The organism is Achromobacter sp. ISS7 (assembly GCF_056523125.1).
This window is the reverse complement of sequence record NZ_JAWRZD010000001.1, coordinates 2,814,809-2,827,920: the sequence shown is the minus strand read 5'-3', so window position 1 is coordinate 2,827,920 and position 13,112 is coordinate 2,814,809. Positions and strand designations below refer to the sequence as shown.

18 protein-coding genes, 1 tRNA gene and 1 pseudogene are annotated in these 13,112 nt (G+C 67.1%); 7 read left to right on the top strand and 13 right to left on the bottom strand.

The annotated features are described in order from the left end of the window. Positions 1–5: 5 nt before the first annotated feature. The 3 genes from dapE to dapC are packed head-to-tail and all read right to left on the bottom strand — an operon-like array spanning position 6 to position 3,192. Entirely contained in the window at positions 6–1,145 is a 1,140-nt protein-coding gene (dapE, locus tag AC1HFW_RS12700; protein ID WP_238891501.1) for a succinyl-diaminopimelate desuccinylase, read from the bottom strand. Then, the gene (gene dapD / locus AC1HFW_RS12695) at positions 1,146–1,967 is read right to left on the bottom strand and encodes a 2,3,4,5-tetrahydropyridine-2,6-dicarboxylate N-succinyltransferase (protein ID WP_006395964.1); all 822 of its coding nucleotides are present in this window, start codon (positions 1,965–1,967) and stop codon (positions 1,146–1,148) included. It lies immediately after the preceding gene. A gap of 28 nt (positions 1,968–1,995) precedes the next feature. Continuing rightward, positions 1,996–3,192, bottom strand: a complete 1,197-nt coding sequence (gene dapC / locus AC1HFW_RS12690) for a succinyldiaminopimelate transaminase (protein ID WP_479283680.1) — start codon at positions 3,190–3,192, stop codon at positions 1,996–1,998. A gap of 46 nt (positions 3,193–3,238) precedes the next feature. Here dapC and AC1HFW_RS12685 point away from each other — a divergent pair. Both AC1HFW_RS12685 and AC1HFW_RS12680 read left to right on the top strand, forming a co-directional pair. Further along, positions 3,239–3,325 (top strand) — tRNA-Leu (locus AC1HFW_RS12685). 310 nt (positions 3,326–3,635) lie between these two features. Continuing rightward, positions 3,636–3,878 (top strand): hypothetical protein, encoded by a 243-nt coding sequence (locus tag AC1HFW_RS12680; RefSeq protein ID WP_225856606.1) that lies wholly within the window; start codon positions 3,636–3,638, stop codon positions 3,876–3,878. A gap of 99 nt (positions 3,879–3,977) precedes the next feature. Here AC1HFW_RS12680 and AC1HFW_RS12675 read toward each other — a convergent pair whose 3' ends face one another. From AC1HFW_RS12675 to AC1HFW_RS12650, 6 genes are all read right to left on the bottom strand, one after another. Next, the gene (locus AC1HFW_RS12675) at positions 3,978–4,520 is read right to left on the bottom strand and encodes a hypothetical protein (protein ID WP_061074234.1); all 543 of its coding nucleotides are present in this window, start codon (positions 4,518–4,520) and stop codon (positions 3,978–3,980) included. Positions 4,521–4,625: 105 nt separating this feature from the next. Next, on the bottom strand, positions 4,626–5,213 hold the full coding sequence (locus tag AC1HFW_RS12670; protein ID WP_479283677.1) for a hypothetical protein: 588 nt from the start codon (positions 5,211–5,213) through the stop codon (positions 4,626–4,628). A gap of 5 nt (positions 5,214–5,218) precedes the next feature. Then, positions 5,219–5,800, bottom strand: a complete 582-nt coding sequence (locus AC1HFW_RS12665; protein WP_479283675.1) for a hypothetical protein — start codon at positions 5,798–5,800, stop codon at positions 5,219–5,221. A gap of 44 nt (positions 5,801–5,844) precedes the next feature. After that, positions 5,845–6,357, bottom strand: a complete 513-nt coding sequence (locus AC1HFW_RS12660) for a hypothetical protein (RefSeq protein WP_479283674.1) — start codon at positions 6,355–6,357, stop codon at positions 5,845–5,847. A gap of 11 nt (positions 6,358–6,368) precedes the next feature. Next, positions 6,369–6,728, bottom strand: coding sequence for a hypothetical protein (locus tag AC1HFW_RS12655; RefSeq protein WP_241074263.1), 360 nt, complete (start codon positions 6,726–6,728; stop codon positions 6,369–6,371). Between the two features lie 104 nt (positions 6,729–6,832). Then, positions 6,833–7,192 carry a lysozyme inhibitor LprI family protein gene (locus AC1HFW_RS12650; RefSeq protein WP_479283673.1) on the bottom strand — a complete coding sequence of 120 codons (360 nt, stop codon included), beginning with the start codon at positions 7,190–7,192 and terminating at the stop codon, positions 6,833–6,835. Positions 7,193–7,466: 274 nt separating this feature from the next. Here AC1HFW_RS12650 and aqpZ point away from each other — a divergent pair, with 274 nt between their 5' ends. Further along, the gene (gene aqpZ, locus AC1HFW_RS12645) at positions 7,467–8,177 is read left to right on the top strand and encodes an aquaporin Z (protein WP_006395896.1); all 711 of its coding nucleotides are present in this window, start codon (positions 7,467–7,469) and stop codon (positions 8,175–8,177) included. 23 nt (positions 8,178–8,200) lie between these two features. Here the strand turns inward: aqpZ and AC1HFW_RS12640 are convergent, their stop codons facing one another. The 3 genes and pseudogenes from AC1HFW_RS12640 to AC1HFW_RS12630 form a co-directional block, all read right to left on the bottom strand. Continuing rightward, positions 8,201–9,418, bottom strand: a complete 1,218-nt coding sequence (locus AC1HFW_RS12640) for a DUF1444 domain-containing protein (protein ID WP_006395895.1) — start codon at positions 9,416–9,418, stop codon at positions 8,201–8,203. A 26-nt stretch (positions 9,419–9,444) separates the two neighbouring features. After that, entirely contained in the window at positions 9,445–9,792 is a 348-nt protein-coding gene (locus AC1HFW_RS12635) for a nuclear transport factor 2 family protein (RefSeq protein ID WP_343074475.1), read from the bottom strand. Positions 9,793–9,843: 51 nt separating this feature from the next. Beyond that, positions 9,844–10,401 (bottom strand): annotated as a pseudogene (locus AC1HFW_RS12630) (HD domain-containing protein); the annotation flags it as partial. Positions 10,402–10,470: 69 nt separating this feature from the next. Here AC1HFW_RS12630 and AC1HFW_RS12625 point away from each other — a divergent pair. From AC1HFW_RS12625 to AC1HFW_RS12610, 4 genes are all read left to right on the top strand, one after another. Continuing rightward, complete coding sequence (locus tag AC1HFW_RS12625) at positions 10,471–11,034, top strand: cytochrome b (protein ID WP_479283672.1); 564 nt, start codon at positions 10,471–10,473, stop codon at positions 11,032–11,034. A 98-nt stretch (positions 11,035–11,132) separates the two neighbouring features. Next, entirely contained in the window at positions 11,133–11,990 is an 858-nt protein-coding gene (gene kdsA / locus AC1HFW_RS12620) for a 3-deoxy-8-phosphooctulonate synthase (RefSeq protein WP_006395892.1), read from the top strand. A 68-nt stretch (positions 11,991–12,058) separates the two neighbouring features. Then, the gene (locus AC1HFW_RS12615; protein WP_061074242.1) at positions 12,059–12,367 is read left to right on the top strand and encodes a hypothetical protein; all 309 of its coding nucleotides are present in this window, start codon (positions 12,059–12,061) and stop codon (positions 12,365–12,367) included. 156 nt (positions 12,368–12,523) lie between these two features. Beyond that, complete coding sequence (locus tag AC1HFW_RS12610) at positions 12,524–12,784, top strand: hypothetical protein (RefSeq protein WP_232625662.1); 261 nt, start codon at positions 12,524–12,526, stop codon at positions 12,782–12,784. A gap of 19 nt (positions 12,785–12,803) precedes the next feature. Here the strand turns inward: AC1HFW_RS12610 and AC1HFW_RS12605 are convergent, their stop codons facing one another. Then, entirely contained in the window at positions 12,804–13,109 is a 306-nt protein-coding gene (locus AC1HFW_RS12605) for a hypothetical protein (protein ID WP_035361705.1), read from the bottom strand. Between the last annotated feature and the right edge of the window lie 3 nt (positions 13,110–13,112).

The following is a 13,112-nucleotide window of genomic DNA, read 5'->3' as shown; positions in this document are numbered from 1 at the left end:
GCTTTTTACTTGGCGGGCAGGAGGTTTTCCAGCGTGCGCCGATAGATGTTTTTAAGCGGGTCCAGCGAGGCCAGCTCGATACGCTCGTTGACCTTGTGGATCGTGGCGTTGCAAGGGCCGAACTCGATGACTTGCGGGCAGATCTTGGCGATGAAGCGGCCGTCGGATGTGCCGCCTGTGGTCGACAGCTCGGCCGTCACGCCGGTCTCGGCGTGGATGGCCTTGACCAGCGCATCGGTCAGCGAACCGCGCGGGGTCAGGAAGGGCTCGCCGCCCAGGTCCCAGTCCAGCGTATATTCCAGGCCATGGCGGTCCAGCACTTCGTGCACCCGCGCCTGCAGGCCTTCCGGCGTGCTGGCGGTGGAGAAGCGGAAGTTGAACAGCGCCACGGCGTCGCCCGGCACCACGTTGGTGGCGCCCGTGCCCGAGTTCAGGTTCGAGACCTGGAACGTGGTGGGCGGGAAGTACTCGTTGCCCTGGTCCCATTCGATCGCGACGATCTCGGCCAGCGCCGGCGCCAGCTGGTGCACCGGGTTGCGCGCCAGGTGCGGGTAGGCCACGTGGCCCTGGATGCCCTTGACCGTCAACGTGCCCGACAGCGAGCCGCGGCGACCGTTCTTGCAGGTGTCGCCGAGCACGTCGCCCGAGGTGGGTTCGCCGACGATGCAGTAGTCCATCTGCTCGCCACGCGCCTTGAGCGCGTCACAGACGATGGCGGTGCCGTCGATCGACGGACCTTCCTCGTCGGACGTGATCAGCAGGGCGATCGAGCCGCCGTGCTGCGGGTTGGCCGCCACGAATTCCTCGGCCGCCACCACGAAGGCGGCGATCGAGCTTTTCATGTCGGCGGCGCCGCGGCCGTACAGGTAGCCGTCGCGCTCGGTGGGCACGAACGGATCGCTTTCCCACTTCTCGCGCGGACCCGGCGGCACCACGTCGGTGTGGCCGGCGAAGACCGTCAGCGGCGCCGTGTTGCCACGGCGCGCCCACAGGTTGGTGACACCGCCCTGGGCGATGGTTTCGCAGGTGAAGCCGATGCGCGCCAGGCGCGCGGCCAGCGTCGCCTGGCAATCGGCGTCAGCCGGGGTGACCGACGGACGGGCGATCAGGTCCTTGACCAGATCCAGAACCACATTGGCCGACATTTACGCCCTCAGCAGATCGTTGATGCTGGTCTTGGCGCGGGTCTGCGCGTCGACACGCTTGACGATGACGGCGCAGGCCAGGCTGTGCGAGCCGTCGGCCGAGGGCAGCGAGCCCGGCACCACCACCGAACCCGACGGCACGCGGCCGTAGGTGACCTTGCCCGTGGCGCGGTCATAGATCTTGGTGCTTTGCGACAGGTAAACGCCCATGGCCAGCACCGAGTTCTCTTCGACGATCACGCCTTCCACGACTTCCGAGCGGGCGCCGATGAAGCAGTTGTCTTCGATGATGGTGGGGTTGGCCTGCAGCGGCTCGAGCACGCCGCCGATGCCGACGCCGCCGGACAGGTGGACGTTCTTGCCGATCTGGGCGCACGAGCCGACGGTGGCCCAGGTGTCGACCATGGTGCCTTCATCGACGTAGGCGCCGATGTTGACGTACGAGGGCATCAGCACCACGTTGCGGCCGATGAAGGCGCCGCGGCGGGCGACGGCGGGCGGCACCACGCGGTAGCCGCCTTGCTTGAAGGCGTTGTCGCCGTATTCCGAGAACTTGAGCGGCACCTTGTCGTAGAACTGCAGCGGGGCCTGGCCCATGATGGCGTTGTCGTACAGGCGGAACGACAGCAGCACGGCCTTCTTGATCCACTGGTGCACGACCCAGTCGTCGTTGATTTTCTCGGCCACGCGCAGGCGGCCCAGGTCCAGCCCGTCGATGGTGTGTTCGACGGCTTCGCGCACTTCGGCGCTGGCGTCGGAGGGCGACAGGTTGGCCCGGTCGTCCCAGGCTTTTTCGATGGTGGTCTGCAGGTCGAGAGTCATAGCGGCTCAGCTTTTGAAAGAAGGTTGGTCAAACAGAAGTATGTACGAAATGGGCGATGCGTTCGGCCGCCTGCACGCAGTCGGCCAAAGGCGCCACCAGGGCCAGGCGGACGCGCCCCTGCCCAGGATTCACGCCGTGCGCCTCGCGCGCCAGGAAACTGCCCGGCAGCACGGTAACACCGGTACGGCCATAAAGGTCGCGCGCAAACGCGGTATCCGAGCCCGGGGTGGCCGCCCACAGGTAGAACGAGGCCTGGGGACGCTGGACGTCCAGCACGTTCTGCAGGATCGGCAGCACGGCCTCGAATTTCTCGCGGTACAGGCGGCGGTTGTCCTTGACGTGGACTTCGTCGGTCCAGGCGGCGATGCTGGCCGCCGACACCAGCGGGCTCATGGCGCTGCCATGATACGTGCGATAGCGCAGGAAGCGGCCGATCAGCGCGGCGTCGCCCGCCACGAAACCCGAGCGCAGGCCCGGCACGTTGGAACGCTTGGACAGGCTGGAGAACGCCACCAGGTTGCGGTAGTCGTCGCGGCCCAGGCGCCGCGCCGCCTGCAGGCCGCCCAGCGGCGGATTGCCTTCGTCCAGGTAGATCTCGGAATAGCATTCGTCGGAGGCGATTACGAACCCATGGCGGTCCGACAGGGCGAACAGGTCTTCCCATTCGTCCAGCGTCATGACATTGCCGGCCGGGTTGCCGGGCGAGCAGACGAACACCATGCGGGTCTTTTTCCAGACCTCGTCCGGCACCTGATTCCAGTCGCAGGCGAAATTGCGCAGCGCGTCGGCGTTGACGTAGTAGGGCGTGGCGCCGGCCAGCAGCGTGGCGCCCTCGTAGATCTGGTAGAACGGGTTGGGGCAGATCACCACCGACCCGGCCGCCGGATCGATCACCGTCTGGGTGAAGGCGAACAGCGCCTCGCGCGAGCCCAGCGCCGGCAGCACCTGGGTCTCGGCGTCCGGCGCCGGGATGCTGTAGCGCGACGCCAGCCAGTTGGCGATGGCCTGGCGCAAGGCGGGATCGCCCTTGGTCGACGGGTACACCGACAGCCCCCCCATGTGGTCGCGGATGGCCTGCGCGACGCGCTCCGGCGCGGCGTGTTTGGGCTCGCCGATCGACAGGTTGATGGGCGTCAGGCCGTACGGCTGCGCGCTGGCCGAGGCCAGCAGGGCGCGCAGTTTTTCGAACGGGTAGGGGTGCAGGGCATCGAGGCGCGGATTCATGACGCAAGATTTTAACAAGCAAGCTACAATAGCGGGCTTGACCTTTGCGAAGGTGGCGAAATTGGTAGACGCACCAGGTTTAGGTCCTGACGCCGTAACAGGTGTAGGGGTTCGAGTCCCCTCCTTCGCACCAACCCTATTCGGGTAGTGGCCTGGCGTTACGCTGGCGCTATCCCACGACCCCGAGACATTCTTGTGTCTCGGGGTTTTTCATTTGGCGCTTCCTTCAATACCCTTATTGACCAAGTGGTTGATTGAAAAGCGGCAGGGGGATAGGCGGGAAGACCAGACGGACCACCGGAGCGGGGCGAAAGTGGGATGCACAGCCCCGTATTTTCGCGCCTGTACCGCATTTGCCCCGCTTGTTATAAAGAGGCCTGAAGCTTTTCTCGTCGAGCGAGGGTAAATTGTTGTCGATTCAATCACTTGGCCGCGGCGCACTGATGTTGTTGCTCGCCGGGCTCGCAGCAGGCTGTTCTTCCTCCTCCCCCCTGAATGTCTGGTCGGCGCCGGCGTCGTCATCCGGTCCCGATTCATCGCGCGTCAGCCTCGAATGCCGGGTGAGCCGCAGCAGTTGCCTGTATGACGGCAAGTACGAAGTAGGCGAGCGCGATTACGCCGAGGACGAGGCCAAGCGCCTGAACCGCGCCGAACTGGAGCGGCTGCGCCGCGCTTTTGGCGGTTGAGCCGGGGCGTAAAAAAACCCGCTGGGCAGCGGGTTTTTTTACAGGTATCGGGCTCGCGGCAAAGGGACTTCCCTGGCGGGCCTTCCGCCTTGTGCGGGCCTACTTCAACAGCTTGACGAAAGCGGGATCGCGCACCGCCTTCTTGATGAGCTCCTGGACCGCGCCAAGCCCGGCCAACGCCGTCTGGGTGCAGGCCGTCTCGCCAACGAAGCTGCTGGTGAACTTGTAGGTGTCTTCCACCGACAGCGAGTTGCCATTGCTGGACTTCAACGTCAGGGCGCTGACCCACTTGCCGCTGTTCGAGCTGAAGTTGAGCTTGTCGAGCGTGCCGGTCAGTTCCACCGGCGCCGTTTCGGCGTACAGGTTCGCCATCACGAGTTCGCTGATCAGCGCCTTGCGGACATATTCCGAATAGGCCTCGGCATTGGGCGTCTTGACGGGACCGAAGGCGCGGCACGTGAGCACGCCGGACTTGCTCTGGTCTCCCGGGCCGCTGTTGAAGGGGCCGACATTCACTTTGACTTCACCCATCGCGCGCAATGCAGACACGGTTTCGGCATCGGCGGAATAGCGGGGTACGGCAAACGTCGAGCAGCCCGTCACCGTCAGCGCAAGCACCGCAGCGCCAAACAACTTATACATACACCTCTCCTATTTATTGGTTTCGTTTTGTATCACATAACCAGGTGAGAGGCTGAGGAAATCGATATCCCATCGCGGGTGCGATGGGTAGGAAGGGAAGACGGGTTATCGGTTCGAAGGCGCGGCCCGCAGGCGCACCAGGAATGCCGACCGAGGATCGTTGTAGGCGGCCGGATTGTCGGCGCCGATGTCGATGCGGGGCTGGCCGGCATGTGTGTATGACCTGGCCGAGAAATACCGCGCCACTTCGCGGCCGGCCAGCACATCGGCTTGCCCGATCGAGGGGCTGAAGTCCACTTGATCATGGTAGAGATCGGCGACCACGCCGACCAGCGCCCAATGGCATGGGCCCTGCCCGAAATAGTCTTCGTCCAGAAAGCGGTCCAGCACGATGTCGGTGCGGTAATCGCCCTCGGCCGTTCGAGTGAAATTCAGCGGCACGCGCTGTTCCGGCACCACCGTGGCGCCGGTCACGGCGGTCAGCGGCACGCAGGCCGGATTCTCGACGCGGTAGTCGGCGTGGCCGTCGACGCGTTCGAAGGGACCGGGCGCGCCCTCGATGCGCACGCTCAGGTCCACGCGCTGGCGCGCCTGCGGATTGGGCTGAGCGGCCACATTCGCGGCCAGCGCGCAGGCCGGCGCGAGCAGGGCCGCGATCAGCGGCAGGGCGATCGGGGCGAGGCGGCGCGTCATGGCGATCAGCGGGCCGGTTTGGCGGGGGCCAGCGTTTCGTACTGGTCGATCTGGCCGACGTCGACCCAGCCGGCCGCGCAGTCGCCCTGGTAGTCGCCATCCTTGGTGCGTTCGCAGGCCTGGCCGCGCTTGGCCTGCTTCCAGTCCACGGGCAGGTCGGCGTTCTTGCACAGGTCGTTGCCGCGGCACGCGGGCACGCTGGCGGTGGGCACGGCGATCACGTAGTGGCGCTGTTCCTCGCCCTTGCGCACCATGGCGGGAATGCAGACGAACTGGCGGTCCATCACGTGGGCCACCGTCTTGCCTTTGCCGTCGACGCGGTCATTCAGGTCGACGCCGCCATCGGCGGCGATCGAGCCGAACGCGGCGCCTTCGCCGCAGTTGTCCAGGTACATCACGGTGTAGCCGTCGGCGCTGCATTGCGCGCCGTTGCTGCCGGCGGCGTGGCACTCGATCTTCGAGGCGGGCGTCATGCCGGCCAGCCTGGCTTGTGCGGTGGCGACGGAGGGGGCGGGGGCGGCCAGGGCGGCGCCGGCGCAGAGGCTGGCGGCCAGGGCGGCGAACAGGCGGGGCAGGGAGATCGTCATGAGGGCTTCCAGGAGGGATTGGGGGAAGAGGGTGGGGCCGGCGCTCACGCGGGGGCGGGAAGGGTGGCTTGCGGCTTGCCGTAGAACAGCCGCGCGCAGACTACGCCGCTGATCAGTCCGGGCACGCCGCCCAGGAACAGCGGAAAGCCCAGTTCGGGCAGGGTGTTGTCGCGCACCGCGAAGCCCAGCAGGAAAACGAAGGCATAGAGACCGCCCAGCAGCCCGGGCCAGCCATACGAGCGCCATGATACGGCGGCGGGGCGACAGGCGCCCGCCACCAGGCCGCACAGCAGCGCGGGCACGCCGCCGTACAGGTACGACCAGGGCACCAGGAAGATCGACGTGAACAGCGCCTCGACGCTGATCGTGGAGATGGCGATGAACAGCGCGAATACCAGGGTGCCCACCGGAGGCCCCAGCGCGGCGAACAGGGCGGCGCCGGCAGCGGCCGAGCGGGCAATGTCGCCGCGCGTCTTGCCGGCGGGCCGGCGCACGAGGCGCCATGTCAGCACGCCCAGGGACACGGCGGCCAGTACACATACGGATAACAGCAGCACAGCGTGGTTTCTTATGCGTCGGTGGGTTTGTTGGGGAACAGGTTCAACGACAGGATCGCATCGGGATAGGTCGACAGCAGCATGCCGGACAGGTGGCCATGCAGGGCGCCGAACAGCGGCCAGGTCAGCGCCTCGCTGCCGGGCAGCAGATCCAGCAGCATCAGCTGGCCGGTGCGCACGGTGCCGACGAAGTAGGCGCGTTCGTCATGCTGGCCGGTGGGCGTGGCGCGGTAGATCTTGGTGGCGCGGCCGCTGTCGTCCTTGCGCCAACTGTTGCCGCTGGTCGTGGTCCGGGCGCTGATGGGGGCGATGTCCGCCTGGATGGTTTCCCAGAGGGTGCGGGCGTTGGCGGCGTATACGACGATGGTCATGGTGGGCGCTGTCCTGTGCGAAAAACGGGGAACGCGAGGCCGAGCACAGCAAAGTTACCAATGCCGCCGCCACACGGCAAGCGCCAGCACGTCGCGCCGCGGGTTCAGTCGCCCGCCAGTTCGCGCAATTCGGCGGCGCGGCTGATGTTGAGCAGCATCGGGCAGTACTCGTACATGGGCGAACCGACGTGCGCCCCGGCCAGGGTGCAATGGCCGTTGCGGTAGGCCAGCCAGGCTTTCTGGGTCTGTTCCAGCTTGGCGGCGTCATCCGGGTAGTCATTGGCCAGGCGCGCCTGGACCCGGGCGTAGAGGGCGTTGATTTCGCGCTTGGCCGCCGCCGAGACGCCTTCCGCGCAGGCGCCCACGGTGCCGTTGTTGGTGACGCCCGCGTCGCGCAGGCAGCGGTCGTACTGGCCCATGTAGTCCGGCGGGGAGGCGCCCAGGACCAGGGCGGGAGACAGCATCAGGGAGAACGCGAGGGCGTGTCGGATCATGGCGGCGAGGATCGCGGGAAGGAATCGGGGCGCGTGCGGATATCGCCGCGCAACGAGAGCATACCGCCCACGGCGGTTTCTTCCATGGCCGCATCCGCGCAGGCCATGGCCGGACCGATCGGAGGCGGGTGCGCAGGCGGCGTCCACGCCACGCAATGTCAAGGATTCAAAAGAATTTGCATTGCTTTGAAGTGTCGTTTTTTACGTCGGGCTACTGTCGCGTTTTCTGTCTTGGAGAGCGGCAATGTACCCACTATCGAAGCGCTGCGGCGCGGAATTCTTCGGCACTTTCTGGCTGGTGCTGGGCGGTTGCGGCGCGGCGGTGCTGGCGGCCGGGTTTCCGCAACTGGGCATCGGTTTCGCCGGCGTGGCGCTGGCGTTCGGCCTGACGGTGCTGACCATGGCGTTCGCCGTCGGCCATATCTCGGGCGGGCACTTCAATCCCGCCGTCACGGTCGGGCTGGTGGCCGGCGGCCGGTTCCCGGCGCGCGAGATCCTGCCCTACGTGGTGGCGCAGGTGCTGGGCGCCATCGCCGCGGCGGCGGTGCTGGCGGTGATCGCCGACGGCAAGCTGGGGTTCGACCTCAAGGGCAGCCATTTCGCCGCCAACGGCTATGACGCCTATTCGCCCGGCAAGTACTCGATGGCGGCCGCGCTGGTCACCGAAATCGTGATGACGGCGGGCTTCCTGTTCGTGATCCTGGGCGCCACCGCCAAGCGGGCGCCGGCCGGCTTTGCCGCGATTCCCATCGGGCTGGCGTTGACGCTGATCCACCTGGTCAGCATTCCGGTCACCAATACGTCGGTGAACCCGGCGCGTTCGACCGGCCCGGCGTTGTTCGTGGGCGGCTGGGCGCTGGAGCAGCTGTGGCTGTTCTGGGTGGCGCCGATCGTCGGCGCGATCATCGGGGCGCTGGCCTACCGGCTGGTGAGCGAGCCGGCCTCGCAAGCGTAAGGGACGGGGCGGACTGGCCCCGGTCAGTCCATGGCCCGCAACTGGGCCAGCTGCGCATCGCTGGGAAAGCCGCGGGTGCGATAGCGCACCGGGTAGAGGTTCTCGCGTTCGAGCAGCGGCGCCAGCAAGGCCACGGCCTGTTCCCAGGCGACCACCCGGACCTCGCCGATCTCGTCGGCCGCGTCGGGCCGCACCAGCGCCAGGCGGTCGACCTCGGGCAGCGAGGTGTCCACCCCGCGGGTCCAGGTCGCCAGCGAGAACGAGGCGTCGGCGTCGCCGTTCTGCACGAACAGGTTGTAGGTGGCGACGAACACGTCGATGCCCTGCTCCTGGTACAGGTGTTCCAGCGCCTCTTTCTGGGCGTCGTAATCGCCCTTGGCCAGCATGCGCGCCAGGTTGGCCTGGCGCTGCCGCAGTTCGTCGTGCGGCGGCACGAAGCGCTCGACCCCGGCCTCGCCATGGCGGTACATGCAGGGCGACACGGGTCGGCCGTGCGGGATCACCTGCTGGCACAGCTCGACCATCTTCATCAGGCCTTCATCGTCGTTGTCGCCGCTGACCAGCAGCAGGTCGCGCGTTGGCATCATGAAGACCGGCCGGCCGCGCACCGGGACGCGCTCCAGCATGTCGGGCAGCAGCACGCGGCTGATGTCATAGCCGTCTTCCCAGCCGCCGCCGTAGACGCCCGGCGCCACCTCCACGAAGTTGTCGGCCGAATCGCGCAGGTTGTCGATGGCGATCGCCAGCGCCTGGTCGAACGTGACGCCCCAGGAAGCTTCGGGGCCGTTGGTGAGGGTGGCGATGGATTCGGGCCGGTCCAGCGCCAGCAGCACCACGCAATCGTCGCCGAAGGGCCGCACGGCGGGGTGGAACGCCTCGTCGTTGCCATCGTTGCGCAGGTGATGCATGCGCACGGCCTCGACCGCGCTGCGGCCGCGGATCACCGGGCGCAGCAGGGGACGGGCCTCGGCCAGCGAGTGCGGCATGGCCTGGCCGCTGCTGAGCAGGGTGGAGACATAGCCCTGCAACGCGCCCTGGCGCTGGCCGCCGCGGGCGTCGCAATAGGCGTGGTAGGCGTTGTGCAGGTTGAAGTAGGCGCTGTCGCCGTGCAGCAGGCGGAACTCATCGGCCTTGTAGGTGAGCTCGCCGGTGTAGCCCCGTTGCCGCACGGCGGCGATGAAAAGCGTGGCGAACTGGTCTTGCGTGGGCTTGCGCCGGAACAGCGAGTCTAGGAATCCCATGCTTTTCTCATCGGGTGGGGGCGTCGCTATGCCGGTCTGGCGTGCAGTCGTGGCTGGCCGAGCTTGAACCAGGCCTTGGCAATCTGGTGGCCGCGGACTTCGTAGATCGCGGTGACGTCGATTTCCCCGGGGCCGTCGGGGAAATTGCGGGTGACGATTTCCTGGTCCACCACGATGTCGCCGTTGACGATGCGGTTGACCAGCCTGCCGTGCAGGTCGGGTTCCTGGAAGCGTTCGACGTGGCGCGCGCGGATTTCGGCGTGGCCGCTGGCCAGCAGCGTGTCGGGGAAGGCGTAATACAGGCAATCCTGCGCCCAGGCCGGCATGAAGGCCTCGATGTCGCGGGCGTTGTAGGCGTCCAGTTGCCGCTGCACCACGTCGGCGGGGCCGGCGGCGGGCGTGTCGCGCGCTGCGGCCTGCTGGCGGATGCGCGCTTCGGTGTCGGCATCGAGCAGCCGGCGGATCTCCCGGAACAGGGGCAGGGCGTCGGTGTGCTTGCGGCCGTAGTCCAGGTTGAACGCATAGTCGAAATCCGGGGCATTGGCGCCCTGGTTATGTTGCAGCAGCGTCTCCAGCTTGTCCATCGCCTTGACGGCGCGGGCCTCGGGCGAGCCGGCGTTTTCGTAGTCGTCCCACAGCGCCAGCAGCCGCGAGCGCGCCGCGGCGTCCAGCGGGGCGGCCAGTTGCAGCAGGTCGAGCCGTTCCTGGGCGCCCTTGTCGGTGCCGGTGGCCTGTTGCGTCGCCGGGATGTCGCCATGGATGGCCTCGCCCAGGTCGTGTACCACGCACAGCCGCAGGATGCGGGCGAAATCCAGGTCCGCCAGGCCTTCTTCGAGCATCATCGCCATCAGGCACAGGCGCCAGGTGTGTTCGGCCGTGCTTTCCTGGCGTCCGCCCGAGCTGCGGGCGCTGCGCAGGACGTCTTTCAGCTTTTCGGCTTGCCGCAGGAATTCGAGCCGGCCTTGCAGGGTGTCGGTGTCCATGAATCAGGTTGTCGTAAGTCTGTTCTCAATACGCTCGCGGGTATTGCTTCCTGCCAACGAGTGTATCTTGTGACTGTCACGATGACGCCGCCTGCTTGCGCCGGCACCCCGCACTATGACCGGGCGACGATCGCTTTCCACTGGCTGACGGTGATCCTGGTCGTCGGCCTGTTCGCCCTGGCCGAGATCTGGGGCTTCCTGCCGCGCGGCACGCCGACGCGGCGCCTGCTGCAATCGGTGCACATTTCCTTCGGGCTGCTGTTCGCGGCGGTCTTCGTGCTGCGCGTGGTCTGGCGCCTGAGCCGCGGCCGTCGCCTGCCGCCGGCCTCGAGCGGCTGGCTGCGGCTGGCGGGCTCGGGCATGCACGGGCTGCTGTACCTGCTGCTGGCGGCGCAGATCGTGCTGGGCTTCCTGTTCCGCTGGGCGCAAGGCGAGCCGTTCGCGTTCTTCGGCCTGTTCGACATCCCCACGCTGGTCAGCATCGACCACGAGCAACGGCGCTTTTTCGGCGGGCTGCACAACACGGTGGCCTGGAGCATCATCGTGCTGGCCTGTATCCACGCGGTGGCGGCGCTGGTCCACCACTACGTCCTGCGCGACGGCGTGCTGCGCCGCATGACTTCCAGCCGCTGAGGCGGCGCAAAAAAGCGGGTGGCGGGGGCCGGATCCGGGTTGGGCAGGTTGTACATTACGCACTATTACCCGCTTCACCTTTACAGGATCGCTCCCCCATGACCGCCCCGGAAGTCGTCATCTCGCCCTCGATCACCTGCGCCAACGACCAGCCCTTCGTGCTGTTCGGCGGGATCAACGTGCTGGAATCCAAGGATCTCGCGCTGCGCGCCTGCGAGGAATACCAGCGCGTGACCACCAAGCTGGGCATCCCCTACGTGTTCAAGGCGTCGTTCGACAAGGCCAACCGCTCGTCGATCCATTCCTACCGCGGTCCGGGCCTGGAAGAGGGCATGAAGATCTTCGAGGCGGTCAAGCAGAACTTCGGCGTGCCGGTGATCACCGACGTGCACGAACCCTGGCAGGCGGCCCCCGTGGCCGAAGTGGCCGACATCCTGCAACTGCCGGCGTTCCTGGCCCGCCAGACCGACCTGGTGGTGGCGCTGGCCAAGACCGGCCGGGTCGTCAACATCAAGAAACCGCAGTTCCTCAGCCCCACCCAGGTGCTCAACATCGTCGACAAGTTCACCGAGGCGGGCAACCAGCAGATCATCCTGTGCGACCGTGGCACCAGCTTCGGCTACGACAACCTGGTGGTGGACATGCTGGGCTTCGGCGTCATGAAAAAGGTTTCCGGCAACCGGCCGGTGATCTTCGACGTCACCCACGCGTTGCAGCAGCGCTCGGCCCTGGATGCGGCCTCGGGCGGCCGCCGCGAGCAGGTGGCGGAACTGGCGCGGGCCGGCATGGGCGTGGGGCTGGCGGGCCTGTTCCTGGAGGCCCACCCGGACCCCAGGAACGCCAAGTGCGACGGCCCCAGCGCCTTGCCGCTGGACAAGCTGGAGCCGTTCCTGACCCAGCTCAAGCAGCTGGACGATCTGGTGAAATCCTTTGCGCCCATCGACATCGAACCCTGATGCCGCCTGTCATCGCGGATCAGTGAAGTTGTTATACGATCCGGGCCACCAACTTTTGGGAGGCCTGGATGTCGTTTTACGCAATCGTCGCCGTTCGTAAAGAAGCCGTCAGCGGTCACGTGGCCTACGTGCGCTGGGGGCTGGCCGAGCGCGGCGTGCCCGGCTGGGTCAGCGACCCCGTGACGGCGGCGGCCTCCGAGGTGATCGAGGCCATCAAGGCCGGCGCCGAGGTCGAGACCATGATCAGCGTCGACGGCCTGTCCGTGGCCTCGCGGCCGGTGCGGGTGCTGACCGACGATGACGGGCGCGAGCACCTGGCCTCGGTGCCGATGCCCAGTTCCACCCTGCACACCGTCTTCGACCTGCCGGAATTCTAGGGACGGTAAGCCCGTACCACGCCGGCTGGTAATTTTTCCACCCCCCGGTCCCCCCGATCCCGCGCCCGGCCCGGCGGGCATGGCGCTTGCTGCCGTCAATGCCGTCATACCGCCGCGACCCGCGCGGCCGCGGCGAGGCTTCAGGGGGGAACCAGCATGATGGACCATAACGAAATGATGGCCCGCATGATCAGCAAGCCCGTGGCGCCCGGCAAGCCCGAAGGTTGGGATGGCATCCTGTCCGCCTACGCGGACTGCCTGATGCGGGTGCAGGGCCAGTTGACCGAGGACGACATGGGGCGCTTTCTGGAAGTGGGCGCGCGGGTGTTCCGCACCTGCTGCCAGGAGGAAGCCCGGCAACGCTGGACCGCCGAGCAACTGGCGGCCTATCACCGCAAGCCGCGGGTGGAGCTGTGAAGGGCCGCGGCCGGCCGCGCTAGAGGCACTGGCGCAGCGCGAACTTGCGGCCAAAGGCGCGTATTTCGTCGCCGTCGATCGAGGCGGCGACGTCCCAGTGGTCGCCGCGCGTGATCAGCACGGACTGCGACGACAGGGCGTGGCGCAACGCGAACATCCAGAACGCGGCCTCCGAGCCGACCGGCGCCAGGTCGTGCGGACCGATGCGCAGCCGGGCGGGCCTGGGCGTGGCGCCCAGGGTCCAACGCAGCGCGACGCCCAGGAAGGCGAAGCGAGCCATCACCGATGACGGTTGCACGCAAAGCACTCGGATCTTGGGTTGCATGGT

Bases quoted from the DNA above. Each gene is read 5' to 3' on its own strand.
- dapE (WP_238891501.1), bottom strand. From the start codon at position 1,145: ATGTCGGCCAATGTGGTTCTGGATCTGGTCAAGGACCTGATCGCCCGT.
- dapD (WP_006395964.1), bottom strand. From the start codon at position 1,967: ATGACTCTCGACCTGCAGACCACCATCGAAAAAGCCTGGGACGACCGG.
- dapC (WP_479283680.1), bottom strand. From the start codon at position 3,192: ATGAATCCGCGCCTCGATGCCCTGCACCCCTACCCGTTCGAAAAACTG.
- AC1HFW_RS12680 (WP_225856606.1), top strand. From the start codon at position 3,636: ATGTTGTTGCTCGCCGGGCTCGCAGCAGGCTGTTCTTCCTCCTCCCCC.
- AC1HFW_RS12675 (WP_061074234.1), bottom strand. From the start codon at position 4,520: ATGTATAAGTTGTTTGGCGCTGCGGTGCTTGCGCTGACGGTGACGGGC.
- AC1HFW_RS12670 (WP_479283677.1), bottom strand. From the start codon at position 5,213: ATGACGCGCCGCCTCGCCCCGATCGCCCTGCCGCTGATCGCGGCCCTG.
- AC1HFW_RS12665 (WP_479283675.1), bottom strand. From the start codon at position 5,800: ATGACGATCTCCCTGCCCCGCCTGTTCGCCGCCCTGGCCGCCAGCCTC.
- AC1HFW_RS12655 (WP_241074263.1), bottom strand. From the start codon at position 6,728: ATGACCATCGTCGTATACGCCGCCAACGCCCGCACCCTCTGGGAAACC.
- AC1HFW_RS12650 (WP_479283673.1), bottom strand. From the start codon at position 7,192: ATGCTGTCTCCCGCCCTGGTCCTGGGCGCCTCCCCGCCGGACTACATG.
- aqpZ (WP_006395896.1), top strand. From the start codon at position 7,467: ATGTACCCACTATCGAAGCGCTGCGGCGCGGAATTCTTCGGCACTTTC.
- AC1HFW_RS12640 (WP_006395895.1), bottom strand. From the start codon at position 9,418: ATGGGATTCCTAGACTCGCTGTTCCGGCGCAAGCCCACGCAAGACCAG.
- kdsA (WP_006395892.1), top strand. From the start codon at position 11,133: ATGACCGCCCCGGAAGTCGTCATCTCGCCCTCGATCACCTGCGCCAAC.
- AC1HFW_RS12615 (WP_061074242.1), top strand. From the start codon at position 12,059: ATGTCGTTTTACGCAATCGTCGCCGTTCGTAAAGAAGCCGTCAGCGGT.
- AC1HFW_RS12610 (WP_232625662.1), top strand. From the start codon at position 12,524: ATGATGGACCATAACGAAATGATGGCCCGCATGATCAGCAAGCCCGTG.
- AC1HFW_RS12605 (WP_035361705.1), bottom strand. From the start codon at position 13,109: ATGCAACCCAAGATCCGAGTGCTTTGCGTGCAACCGTCATCGGTGATG.